Annotated in this window: 7 protein-coding genes; 3 read left to right on the top strand and 4 right to left on the bottom strand. The window is 41.7% G+C overall.

The genetic code is table 11. The features are described from left to right. Positions 1–113: 113 nt before the first annotated feature. Positions 114–992, bottom strand: coding sequence for an AraC family transcriptional regulator (locus M1D52_RS01510; RefSeq protein ID WP_013664291.1), 879 nt, complete (start codon positions 990–992; stop codon positions 114–116). A gap of 407 nt (positions 993–1,399) precedes the next feature. Between M1D52_RS01510 and M1D52_RS01505 the strand changes: the two genes are divergently transcribed. From M1D52_RS01505 to M1D52_RS01495, 3 genes are all read left to right on the top strand, one after another. Continuing rightward, on the top strand, positions 1,400–2,791 hold the full coding sequence (locus tag M1D52_RS01505) for an aminopeptidase P family protein (RefSeq protein ID WP_437393962.1): 1,392 nt from the start codon (positions 1,400–1,402) through the stop codon (positions 2,789–2,791). Positions 2,792–2,867: 76 nt separating this feature from the next. Then, entirely contained in the window at positions 2,868–5,054 is a 2,187-nt protein-coding gene (locus M1D52_RS01500; protein ID WP_437393963.1) for a S9 family peptidase, read from the top strand. Between the two features lie 75 nt (positions 5,055–5,129). Beyond that, positions 5,130–6,800 (top strand): M1 family metallopeptidase, encoded by a 1,671-nt coding sequence (locus tag M1D52_RS01495; RefSeq protein ID WP_437393964.1) that lies wholly within the window; start codon positions 5,130–5,132, stop codon positions 6,798–6,800. Positions 6,801–6,863: 63 nt separating this feature from the next. Here the strand turns inward: M1D52_RS01495 and M1D52_RS01490 are convergent, their stop codons facing one another. The 3 genes from M1D52_RS01490 to M1D52_RS01480 are packed head-to-tail and all read right to left on the bottom strand — an operon-like array spanning position 6,864 to position 13,075. Continuing rightward, a complete protein-coding gene (locus M1D52_RS01490; protein ID WP_437393965.1) occupies positions 6,864–8,615 on the bottom strand; it encodes a DUF885 family protein in 1,752 nt (583 codons plus the stop codon). A gap of 53 nt (positions 8,616–8,668) precedes the next feature. Then, the gene (locus M1D52_RS01485; RefSeq protein WP_437393966.1) at positions 8,669–10,063 is read right to left on the bottom strand and encodes a SusD/RagB family nutrient-binding outer membrane lipoprotein; all 1,395 of its coding nucleotides are present in this window, start codon (positions 10,061–10,063) and stop codon (positions 8,669–8,671) included. Positions 10,064–10,075: 12 nt separating this feature from the next. Then, positions 10,076–13,075, bottom strand: coding sequence for a SusC/RagA family TonB-linked outer membrane protein (locus tag M1D52_RS01480; RefSeq protein ID WP_437393967.1), 3,000 nt, complete (start codon positions 13,073–13,075; stop codon positions 10,076–10,078). Between the last annotated feature and the right edge of the window lie 143 nt (positions 13,076–13,218).

The raw sequence follows: 13,218 nt of genomic DNA, 5'->3' as shown, positions 1-13,218 counted from the left end.
TAAAACGAACATTTAAAGGTATCCATCCATGTATTAATCAATCATGCGCATATTTTAACTTTTTTAGCAAGGCACTTTGCCTCGCGTAAATAGCCAAATCAAAGAATGTATCTCTACTGTACGTTTCGCTGAAAATTCACCATGTATTCTTTTGGCGAATTACCAATTACACTTTTAAACACCCTATTAAAGTTCGTAATACTATTGAATCCACAGTTATAGGCAACGCCGGATATACTTTCACATTTATGGTGTGTTAATTTTTTACAAGCCTCGTGTACACGCATTTCGTTTAAAAATGCGACAAAAGTATTTCCTGTGTGCTTTTTAAAATATCGGCAAAAAGCTTGAGGAGTTAAATTTGCCTGATCGGCAACTTCCTCCAAGGTGATTGGCTTCGTGAAGTTTTGGGCTATGTAATTGTAAATAGAACCAATACGGATACCTTCATTTTCAGAAATCGAGGAGTTTTTACCGCCCGATAACGCATTTACTTGCTTTGATACATGGCATAACGTACGCAACAAATAAAAGAAGTGCATAAGCTGATCCATTTGACTGGCTTCCTTTAAGCGCAATACGCGCCTTGACACTTCTTTAAAATACTCATTCGGCACTTTAAAGCCTCTTTCGTAATCCTTCACAAAGCTTTGAAGCATATAAAGCTCCGGCAAGTTAAACAAGGAAGCCAACTTTCCGTTTGGATCGAAGAACACGGAAATCGAGCGGACCTGCTTCGGATGAGCCTCGTCAAAGTACTCCGCATTACTTTTAAAAACATGCGATTGATTGGCGCCGAGCAAGAAAATGTCGTTCTCTTGAAAGGGATGCATGCTATTGTCAGCAATCAACGTACCTTTTCCTTCTAGGATCCACATGAGTTGGGCTTCATGATGTCGATGTAAATGAGGATAGAAGTGCGGCATACAATCTTCCTGAACAATAACAGTCCGATCATGCGCTACTGGAATGGTGAATTGTAGTGTCTTCATCGTTGGTTTGGTGTATTAGGTAACGTGAATTTACCAATTTTTAACCCATAAATCCAAGAGTTATCACAAAATAGGTTAAAATAAGGTTATTATTCGTTAATTGACGCGTATTCGAACTAGCTCCGGATTATTTGCCTAGAAGCAACAACGGATCTTGTTAGCTAACGGCATGACTGACAGCCGGAATCTAAACAACTAGTTAAAATATGAATAATATAAGAGAAAAAAGGGAGAGCCATCCCCAAAATAAATTGCGATTTTTACCGGCGTATAATCAACAGCTGATGGGTAATACGCTTTAAATTTGACGTTATATGGGGCGATCTTTGTCAAAAAAGCGCATCATTACTTTTTATTATCAAAAAAGATAAGACCTTTGTTAAAACCATCAGCTATTACATACAGATATGTTCGAAAAATCGATTTATATTCAGCGAAGAAATCAACTTAAAAATCAATTTTCAGAAGGACTGCTTCTATTCCTAGGAAATGATGAACAGCCTATGAATTACGCGGATAACGCTTTTCCTTTCAGACAAGATAGTTCGTTTTTGTATTACTATGGTATTCAGGAGCCCAAGCTCGCAGCTGTCATCGATTTAGATGAAAATAAAGAAATATTGTTTGGAGACGAGCTCACGATCGACGAAATTATATGGATGGGACGACAAGAAACCTTGCGGGAAAAATGTGAAAAAAGCGGTTTAAGTATTGTCCTTCCCACCAAGGATTTACAAGATTATTTACAGCATGCATTAAAAAAAAACCGCAACATCCGTTATCTTCCCCCCTATCAGCCTACCAATAAAATTAAGCTCTTACATTTATTAGGCATCCCCCCTCTTGAACAGGAAAAAAAAGCTTCCGTGTCCTTCATCAAAGCGGTAGTCGCTCAAAGATCGATCAAAAGTAAAGAAGAAATTACCCAGATCGAATCAGCTGTGAATACTTCGGTGGATATGCACGTTCATGCAATGAAGATGGCCAAAGAAGGAATGAAAGAGTTGCAGATTGCCAATGCCATCCAGGAAATCGCTCAAAATGGTGGCGGCAGATTAGCTTATCCAACTATTCTATCTGTTCATGGCGAAATACTACATAACCATAAGCAGCATAGCACCCTAAAAAAAGGGCAATTAGTCTTGAACGATTCCGGAGCGGAGACTGCTATGGGCTATGCGGGTGATTTAACACGAACTTTCCCTGTCGATCTGCAATTCAGTACGAAGCAGAAAGAAATTTACAATATTGTATTGAAAGCCTTTAACCAGGCTTCTGCGATGGTGGCCCCTCAAGTGCGTTTCCTTGACGTGCATCTGGAGGCTTGCACCGTACTATTTAATGGATTAAAAGAAATTGGGTTGGTTAAGGGTGATACAGCCGAGGCGGTGTCAGCAGGCGCTCATACACTGTTCTTCCAATGTGGTACGGGTCATATGATGGGACTTGATGTGCATGATATGGAAGATTTAGGAGAACAATACGTTGGCTATACCGACACATTAAAAAAAGATACCTCTACTTTTGGTTTAAAATCGTTACGTTTAGGCAAAGCACTGGAAGCAGGCTATGTATTGACCGTTGAACCCGGTATTTATTTTATACCTGAGTTATTTGCCCGTTGGAAAGCAACTAATAAGCTAGCAGACTTTATTAATTACCAAGCAGTGGAGCACTACCTTGATTTTGGTGGAGTCCGTATTGAGGACAACTATTTGGTAACCTCATCAGGTAACCAACGCTTAGGAAATTATTTAGCCAAAACCGTTGATGAGATAGAGGAACTAAGAGGCAGTTAGTAAAGCGAACCCACGCCCTATTTTAAACACGGAAAAGACAACTCGGTTATTTAAAAAAACAATTGCTATATAACACATGAGACATGTAAACCACCTACTATGGATCTGCTTCATTGTAAGCAACTTATTCTCCATTAATTTTTTATTTGCACAACCTGGCGTAAAAACACAATGGACACCGGATGGTAACGGATATTATGAAATTTCGGACGGGCAGGTTTTGGAGGTTAAGTTATTAGATCCCAATCATCCGGTCGTTTTTTTAGATGGCTCCGCGCTAACGCCACAAGACAGTAGCGCACCATTGAAAGTTAAACAGTTTAGTATTTCTGCCGATCGCCGGAAAGTCTTGTTGTTTACCAATACAAAACGGGTCTGGCGTTATCATACCCGCGGCGATTATTGGGTTTATGATATTAACAAGAAAGAACTTAAACAATTGGGCAAGGGGCTTCCTGCTTCTTCCTTAATGTTTGCGAAGTTATCCCCTGATGGTACGAGCGTTGCTTATGTTAGCAAGCACAACGTGTATATAGAGGATTTGGCTTCAAATCATATTAGCCAACTTACAGAAGATGGGACCGACCGCATCATTAACGGAACTTTTGACTGGGCCTATGAAGAAGAATTCGGCTGTCGGGATGGATTCCGGTGGTCAAGCGACGGCAAACATATCGCCTATTGGAAAATTGACGCCAGAAGTATTCGCAATTACCTGATGTTGAACACAACAGACTCCACTTATTCATTTACTATCCCGGTAGAATATCCCAAAGCGGGACAAAATCCGAGTGCTTGCTTCATTTATGTGGTCGATGTAAAAACCAAAGAAAACAAAAAAATGGACATTCCCGGCGATCCCGTACAGCATTACATCCCTCGCATGGAATGGACCCTGGATGGCCAATCACTTATTCTCCAACAGTTAGACCGTAAACAACAGGAAAGCCATATCATGCTTTGCTCAATTGAAGATGGCAAAACTAAAACTATCTATACGGAGCAGGATCAAGCTTGGATAGACATTAAATCGCGTTGGAATGATGACGACCCCACAGGCTGGGAGTGGATCGATGATGGCAAGGCTTTTTTATGGGTAAGTGAAAAAGATGGTTGGCGACATATTTATAAAATAGATATGACCGGTAAGGAAGCCTTACTTACCAAAGGAGATTACGATGTTATTGGGATAAATTTAATTGATCAACGTAATGAAAAAATCTACTTCAGTGCCTCACCGGCAAATGCCACACAAAAATATCTGTATCAAATAAGTATAAAGGGCGGTAAAGCGACTCAACTATCTCCAACAAATCAAGCGGGCACCCATAGTTACCGTATTTCACCAAATGGAAAACTGGCTGAACATGAATTTAGCAGCAGCACGACATATTTTACAGGAGAAATTGTCAGTTTGCCAAATCATCAAGAAAGATTGGCCGCAACGGTTCGTCGGAGTCTACCTCAAGGCACGCCTAAGCCCGAATTTTTCAAAGTTACGACAATAGACGGCATAGAGATGGATGGTTGGATGGTTAAGCCAAGCCAGTTCGATTCAACAAAAAGGTATCCTGTTGTTTTTTACGTATATGGCGAACCAGCCGGACAAACCGTTACCGACACCTACGGCGCGGGATTCAACCGTTTATATGAAGGCAGCATGGCAGATGATGGTTACATCTATATTTCCGTAGAAAATCGTGGGGCTCCCGCACCTAAAGGTAGAGATTGGAGAAAAGCAATTTATCGCAACATCGGTGCTATCAACATTCGAGACCAAGCTATGGCGGCTAAAGAAATCTTAAAATGGAATTTTGTAGATTCATCTCGCGTGGCCGTATGGGGATGGAGCGGCGGAGGTTCCTCTACGTTGAATTTATTGTTTCAATATCCTGAAATTTATAAAACAGGCATCGCAGTAGCCGCTGTGGGGAACCAACTCATGTACGACAATATTTATCAAGAACGCTACATGGGCGTTCCGCCTGAAAGCCAAGCAGATTATGTAAAAGGCTCACCGATTACGCATGCTAAAAACTTGCGAGGTAATTTATTATATATTCACGGCACAGGCGATGATAACGTACATTATCAGAATGCTGAAATGCTCATCAATGAGTTGGTCAAACACAATAAACAGTTTCAATTGATGTCATATCCGAACCGCAGCCATTCGATATCGGAAGGTGAGGGCACGTCTGCGCACTTGTCGCGTTTGTACACGAATTATTTAAAACAATACTGCCCTCCGGGAGGGAGATAGTGGGCTGTACGTTCTAGGTTATAAGTTTTAAGTTGTAGGCTACCGTTGGCCTTACAAATAAAAACTACTTTTATCATGATTAAAACACTATATAAAAAATTAGGATACGTCCTTGGATTAGGATTATTGCCTATCGTAACTTCCGCCCAATTACTGGTAAAAGATCAACCGGTATTTACAAAGGCAGATTCGCTAAGAGGGACATTAACTCCTTTACGTACTTGTTATGACATCAAGTATTATCACTTAGACGTAAAGGTTGATATCGATAACAAATTCATCAGCGGAAGCAACCTTTTTAAATTTGAAGCCACTATGGACTTCGACAGGCTACAGTTTGATCTGTTTGCCAATTTAAAAGTAGAAAAGGTCATTTATCATGGTCAGGAGATGCCTTTTACGCGTAATTACAATGCCGTATTTGTAAACTTCCCGGCTAATATTAAACGCGGCTCGGTCGATTCAATGCAAGTGTTTTATTCAGGCAATCCGCAGGTTGCTAAACGAGCTCCATGGGACGGTGGCTTTGTTTTCTCTCAGGATAGCAATGGTAAACCTTGGGTGGCGACTGCCTGCCAGGGACTAGGGGCCAGCGTTTGGTGGCCTAATAAAGATCATCAAGCGGATGAAGTAGACAGCATGCTAATCAGTGTGAGCGTTCCAAAAGGGTTGACGGATGTTTCCAACGGCCGCCTCATCAAGAAAACAAACCGTAAAGGCGGCTACACCCAATTCGATTGGTTTGTACGCAACCCGATCAACAATTACAGTGTTTCAGTTAACATTGGCGACTATGTCAACTTTAAAGATACTTATCAGGGAGAAAAGGGCCCTCTGGATTTAAACTATTGGGTTTTGAGAGAAAACGAAGCGAAAGCTAAAAAGTTCTTCCCGCTTAATGTAATTCCTATGTTGAAGGCTTTTGAACACTGGTTCGGTCCATATCCTTTTTACGAGGACAGTTATAAGCTCGTGGATGTACCTTACACTGGCATGGAGCATCAAAGCGCTGTTACTTATGGTAATGGCTACGCCAATGGTTATCGCGGCCGCGATGCATCAGATACCGGTTGGGGTATGAAATGGGATTTCATTATTGTTCATGAAAGTGGGCATGAATGGTTTGGAAACAACATAACTTCGAAGGACCTCGCGGACATGTGGATACATGAAAGTTTTACCAATTATTCAGAGGCGCTATTTGTCGACTATAACTATGGAAAAGAGGCGGGACAAGCTTATGTGCATGGAATCCGGAGTGGTATCCGAAACGATAGTCCGGTGCAGGGTCCCTATGGAGTAAATCAAGAAGGTTCAGGTGATATGTATCCAAAAGGGGGTGTATTGCTGAATATGATTCGTACCATTATAAATGACGATGAGAAATGGCGGCAGATATTAAGAGGATTGAACAAAACATTTTATCATCAAACCGTTAATTACGAAGATGTAGTCAATTATATCAGTCAACATGCCGGTCGCGACCTGAGCACTGTCTTCGAACAATACGTTAAACACACGAACATTCCTACCCTGGAGTTTCGCTTCAAAGAAGGTAAGACCTACGCACGTTGGATTTCCGATGTGGCAGATTTCACCATGCCGGTGAAGATACGTAAAAAGGACAGTGATTATCAATTTATAGAAGTAGACAGAAGTTGGAAAGAAGTCACTTTACCCGGAGCCAACAAAGACAATATCGAAGTGGATACTTATAACTATTATATCGGTATATTGATTGAATAAATTTAGCTGTTCGCAACCTAAAAAGGCCGTTTTACAAGATAAAACGGCCTTTTTACGTCTAATTTAGTGCTGGTAGAATTTCCATACCGTTTTGCTTTCCCTTGTTAAAGGCTTTTCAAGCAAGATAGCTCGAATCATCTCCACCGGCATCGCATTCAATTTGAGCACGGTATCGTGAAATTCCTTTAAGGTATACTTGTGTGATTTCAAGACTTCCCGCTGGAGGGCATAGAACTGTAATCCGCCGATATAATAAGATACCTGGTAAAGCGGAAAGGCCTGACTATCCCTTGATAAAGGCCAATTTAGCTCGCTCTCCACGTTGGCCCGTTCATGTCCAACTTCGTCTACTAGAAAATCAGCGCATTGTTCTGCCGACCATTTGCCCAAGTGAAAGTTAAGCTGGAAGATGATCCGAGCACATCGATACTTACGCCAAAATAACATACCGATTCGTTCTTCCGGTGTCCGCGCAAAACCTTTATCCCACAGCAGCATTTCCCAATATAAAGCCCATCCTTCCATCCAAAAGGGTGTATCAAAATTCCGATAGGTTCGGTAACGGGCATTCATAAAAAATTCTAAATTATGCCCTGCTATTAATTCGTGGTGTACCGTTGCCCGGGAAAAATAAGGATTGTTGCCAAGCATGCGCATCCTTGCTAAGCCAAAATCCATTGTATTGGTTGGGTAAGTTATACTAATTTCCCACCCTCCCGTGAAAAAGGCATTTGACTTTTGACGTTCGGGCGACATCATAATCATTCCCCAGGTTTCCTCGGCAAGTTCAGGAATCGTAATTAAGTCATTTTTTTTAAGGAAATCTACCGATTCATCATACAACTTACGGATTACGGCAGGTTGTTTTCCAACGGGTACAGCACTTGCTTTCACTTTTTCCAAAGCAGCTTTCCAATCATTACTAAAGCCTAATGCTGCAGATGCCTTTAGCATTTCCTCCTGGCACCAAGCCATCTCCCGATGAGCAATTGCCAAAAGTTCGTCAGGACTATAGTCAATAAACTCGTGCTGAAGCAGTCGCATCAGCTCCTCTCTACCAATAGGGGTGCGTGTATAAATACCCATCTTGTTTGGTTGTTGCTTCTTTTGAAAAACACCGGCATAACGTACAAGCATGCTATCAGCACGATGATATGCCTCGGGCACCCACCACGAAAATGCCGGATCAAAACCATCATAGAACTGGAAAATACTTGCTGCCGTCCTCCGCAACAAATCCGCTTCTTCTCCTGCTGCTCTAATTTGTTCGGGTTCTAAATGCATACCACCCAAGTTCTTCATAAGCAGAGGAATCGCTTTCGCTATATGCGAAAAAGTGGAAGCAACCCGGGCCGCATCGAGTGAATTTCCGCGCCTACGTGAACGCTCTAATGTAAAAATGCTATCTGCGAAGGGAAATAGACCTTTCAGCTGTTCCATCTGCTGTGTAAGCTTTTCCAATTGATTTTGCTTCTCTTTTAAGTCTCTTGTAAATAATAAATAATCGACTTTACACTCCTGCGGTAATCGATCGAAATTTACATTCTTCAGTTGATTAAGGTATTGCTCATTCAACACCCTTAATCGTGCTTGCCGATCAGGCGATCCCAAGCCCTTTGCCATTCGGCAACGGGGGGCATTTTCTGAGGGAGAATAAAAGCGATAAATGGCTGCTTCATCCGCTTCAAACTGTTTCATCAAATAAGGAATCTCCTGACAGGGTACATACCCTTCTGTGGAAATTTGCGCTTTAACGGATGACGCATTAACAAACAGTAATATAAGCCCAATTGATAAAAATGATTTTCTTTCCATTTGGTTCAAATAAAAAGCGCCAAATCAAAGATTTGACGCTAAAAAATGACAACTTATTGAGCATCCCACCAAACACGCTTCGTGAGCGCATCGCCATTATGCTGTGGTTGCGGATTATTGGTTAACTCATTTAATGGGTATAGCATTTTCCGTGGAATATCAGAAACTGCGTTTTGCACTTTATTTATTGCCGGATAACCCGTTCTACGCCAATCGTTGAAAATTTCCGGCGACAGAAAATTGACAATGGCTTTCTCTTCCATAATGTATGACAAAGCATTGTCAGCATTGATATTTCCTCTGCTTGCTAAATAGGCTGCGATTGCGGTGCTAGACGAAACACCAATATGGGCCATATCTGCTTCAATAGCCTGCTGATATATGGGTGCTGCTGCCTCTGCTCCTGATAAGATTAAAGTAGCTTCCGCTTTCAACAGTAATGCTTCCCGATAATTAATGAGGTTTAACGGCGAATTAGCACTTGCGTAAAATGAGCCGCCTAAAGAATAAGATTCCAGCGAGCCAATACCAGATGAGCCAATAACACGACCTAAATAGGTATTATTCTGCTTTGAGCGGGTAATCAGTTGTGTTATTCTCGGATCATTTCGACTTACCAATGAATCAACGGTTTTTGACGATAAAATAATAGTCTCAACGGGCAGAAAATTTCTGTACCACCTATTCTCTTTGCCCGCTGTACCATCGTACACTAAACGCAAATCGTCTGCATTACTTTGCATACCATTTTCTAAGGCGCTCAACGCTAATTGAGCCTGCGCAGCTGCGGTATGATTTGGCGCTTTTGTAAGGTGCATATAATAACGGGCCTTTAGGGTATAAGCTGCCTTAATCCATTGCGTGGCATTTCCTTGGTAGAAAAAATCCCTGTTGCCCGGTAGTGTTCCACCAGCTGTCTGTAAACTGGCAATACCCTCGTCCAACAAGGTCTGAATCGTATTGTAGATTATTTCTTGACTATCATATACGGGTGTAAAAGTTTCCGTAGCATTTAATGCTTGCGAATAGGGGACATCCCCCCACATATCGGTCGCATACGCAAGGGTATATGCAGTTAAAACACTGGCTATTCCGCTATAAATGGTATTACCTTCCTCGTCCGCTTGTTCTTTCATCAATTTAAGATTCTCCAAACAATCCGTATAGGTATAACGCCAGGTATCATTCAAATCCGCCGGATTTAACAAATAAGTGCCTACATTGGGTGGCGCCTGATTCAAAGCAATCAGCTGCATAAAATGAGCCGCATCAATGGATGCCCAGCCAGCAACCACATTGTGCACCAAATTATATTCGATAGCAGGCAATAACAATGATTCCTGTACCGATGAAGGTTCATTCGGATTTTCATTGACATCCAAAAATTTCTCACAGCTGGAAAACAAGCATGATGCAACGAGTATGATATAAGGAATTGACTTTTTCATCTTTCTAATCAATTAAAAGGTAAGGGATAGCGTGAAATTATACGATCTGGAAGTTGGGGCAGAATTTCCGTACAAACCCAAAGCATCGTTCCCGGATCCATAACTATTTACCTCGGGATCAGAACCCGTAAAATGTGGGGCATATATCCACAAATTCCGTCCGGTTGCTGTTAATGAAGCCCGTTGGAAAGGTGTTTTCTTGATCCATTTTTCAGGAAAATTGTAGGTTAAGTTTACATTACGCAGTTTTACATAGGTACCATCCTGCACAGCCGCTTCATAGATCGCATTCAGTCGCTGATAGTAATCCTGAGCCGACACAGTAACCGTATTTGGTTGGCCTGTATTTACGTTCACTCCTTCCACTATGCGGTCTTCACGATTCTCGGTTGCCTTCGGTGTGCCATAAAAGAACCCATAACGATCATCCGAGTTCATAATATCCCCTCCCTTTCGCATATCGAAGAAAAAGCTCAAATTCAAATTTTTATAGGTAAAGCTGTTGTTTAAGCCTGCCAACCAATCGGGTTGAATATTCCCTATTTTTTGGGACGGTCCAATAACAGGTAAGCCGGTATCATCTATTAATTTTTGCCCAGCCTCGTTGTAACTATAGCCCGGAGCGTAGAACGTGCCATAAGGGTCACCGGTAAATGCAAAAGTCTGTCCAATCTGCACTTGATCGGCATCGCCATAAAGTTCCGTTACCCTGTTTTTTATTTTGGTGAAGTTGAAGGTGAAGTCCCAGGAAAAATCTTCACTTTTAACCGGTGTTACATTTAACAAAGCCTCAATTCCCCTGTTATACATACTCCCGGCATTGATATAGGAATTGCGATAGCCGGTAGAATTCGCTAAGGTAATATACGATAGGAGGTCTGTATGGTCTCGATCAAAATAATTAAACTCCAAGCCGATGCGATTTTTTAGAAACTGGGTTTCCAGACCGATTTCAAGCTCGGTGGTTGTTTCATTCTTCAGGTTCGTGTTACCTAAGTCGCCACTGATTAAAAATCCCGGCACACCGTTAAAGGGAAAATTAGTTGCCGTGTTGTATACTGTCGAAGTGGCGTATGCACGTACATTATCGTTACCCACCTTTGAGTAAGAAGCACGCAACTTACCAAAGCTTAGCCAGGGAGTTTGTTCTTTTAAAAGTTCGGAAAACACAAAACCTCCCGACACCGATCCATAATAATAGGTTCGGTTTGCTTTATCAAACACGGAACTTTGTTCCATCCGTCCCGTAAGCGAAAGCGTTAACATTTTTTTGTAATCAACCGTGGGTTGTGCGTAAAAAGATACGCGACGGAAGCGTCTATAATTTTCCGTACTTATCTGATTTTCGGTATTACTGATATTGTCAAAATCATCAACAGTAAATCCTCCTGTTCCTTCCAATTGATAGAGCTGATCATATGTGGCGAACACATTATTGCCCAGCAACATACTTACCTCTAGATCTTCTCCTATCTGTTTACGCGCCTCGGCGATCAAATCGTGGTTGAATTGCCGATAGTTATTATTGCGGTCGCGTAAGACACCGGTAGTTCCCACCGGTATACTAGGAGCTTCATGGTATTTGGATTGCTCGGAGTATATATCTGCCCCTAAGCGTTCTGTAATGGTTAACCAGTCTGTAGGCGTATAATTAAAAGTAGCGATTGGGATAAAACGATTTCCACGCACATCATTATATACATTTTCTAAAGACCAGTAAGGGTTATTGCGGGAGTAGCGGAAAACACGTTGTGTACCATCGTCATCGGTAGCAGGCAAAGGGTCCCAGGAAAAAGGAGCCGTATACACGGTCCATAAGGGTGCTTCTAAACCGTAACCCTCCGGGGTTCTATGCGCCGTTGTAGCGACATAATTGAACTGGAAAGTGGCTGTAAAATTATCATAGATCTTATTGCTGAATTTAGCAAAGGCCGCATGTCTTTTATAGTTCGTTGTTGGTATTGTACCTTCCTGATCCAGGTAGGAATAAGACATAAAATAATTAGATTTATCTGTTCCCCCTTGTACGCTTAATGTATTTGTATAGGTCTTGCCTGTTTGGAAAAACGCATCCATTGGATTCACATTACGTACCGGTTTACCGTCTACCATCAACGTATCCAAGCGGGGGCCCCAAACCAAGCTTGTTTTCTGATCGTTATCCACTCCATTCCAATACACGCCGCGATCGCCTTGTGCGTAAACCGATTGTACTTGTGGATAAATTGCCTTATCAAGCGAAAATTGTGTGCTAAAATTAAAACTTGGCTTCTGCTCTTTATTACCATTTTTGGTAGTAACGATAACTACACCACGTGCGGCACTTGATCCATATAGGGCCGAAGCGGCCGATCCTTTCAGCACATTAATGCTTTCAATGATGGCCGGATCGATATCTGAGAAACGACTGATACCACTTCCATTACCATTTGTAGCCGTTTGATCATTATTTATAGGAACCCCATCGACCACGATCAAGGCCTCGTTATTTCCGGTTAATGAACTCGTACCACGAATGACAATACGCGAGGAGCTTCCCGGTTGCCCGGAAGAAGAAGTAATCTGTACACCCGAAACTCTTCCTGTTAATGCATTAAGTGGGTTCGGTTCTTTTGTTTTGGCAATATCTGCCCCTGAAACCTCCTGCGTGCTATAGGTTAACTGCCTTTTCTCTCTTTTTATTCCTAAAGCCGTTACAACTACTTCATTCAAGGTTTGATTATCCTCTTCAAGTGTAATGTTTAAAACCGATTGCGCAGTAAGGGTGATCTCTTGCGGCCGATAGCCTAGCGCTGTAATTTTCAAAACAGCTCCCGGCCGGTAATCGATGGTAAAGACCCCATTTACATCGGTGGAAGTGCCTTGCGCAGTTCCGGATAATTTAATAGACACCCCTGGGATAGGGGTCTTGGATTGGTCTACTACCGCTCCTTTTAATGTCTTGGTTTGCGCCTGGACATCTAAAAAAGCCCATAAGCTTACGATGAAGGCAATTAAATAGTTGATTTTCATGATTAATTCGTGTTGGTTTTGTTGCTATTACCTATTTTTTTCTGGACTTTAACAAAACTATTACATAAACCCCTCGAATTATTATCAAAAATTAACTACAACAAACCGAATATTAACATAAAATCAAAAAAAAAGCTATTTTA

This window comes from Olivibacter sp. SA151, from assembly GCF_054130995.1.
This window is presented reverse-complemented; position numbering and strand designations above follow the sequence as displayed.

Coding starts and splice junctions, on each gene's coding strand:
- M1D52_RS01490 (WP_437393965.1), bottom strand. CDS start 8,615: ATGGAAAGAAAATCATTTTTATCAATTGGGCTTATATTACTGTTTGTT.
- M1D52_RS01485 (WP_437393966.1), bottom strand. CDS start 10,063: ATGAAAAAGTCAATTCCTTATATCATACTCGTTGCATCATGCTTGTTT.
- M1D52_RS01495 (WP_437393964.1), top strand. CDS start 5,130: ATGATTAAAACACTATATAAAAAATTAGGATACGTCCTTGGATTAGGA.
- M1D52_RS01480 (WP_437393967.1), bottom strand. CDS start 13,075: ATGAAAATCAACTATTTAATTGCCTTCATCGTAAGCTTATGGGCTTTT.
- M1D52_RS01510 (WP_013664291.1), bottom strand. CDS start 992: ATGAAGACACTACAATTCACCATTCCAGTAGCGCATGATCGGACTGTT.
- M1D52_RS01500 (WP_437393963.1), top strand. CDS start 2,868: ATGAGACATGTAAACCACCTACTATGGATCTGCTTCATTGTAAGCAAC.
- M1D52_RS01505 (WP_437393962.1), top strand. CDS start 1,400: ATGTTCGAAAAATCGATTTATATTCAGCGAAGAAATCAACTTAAAAAT.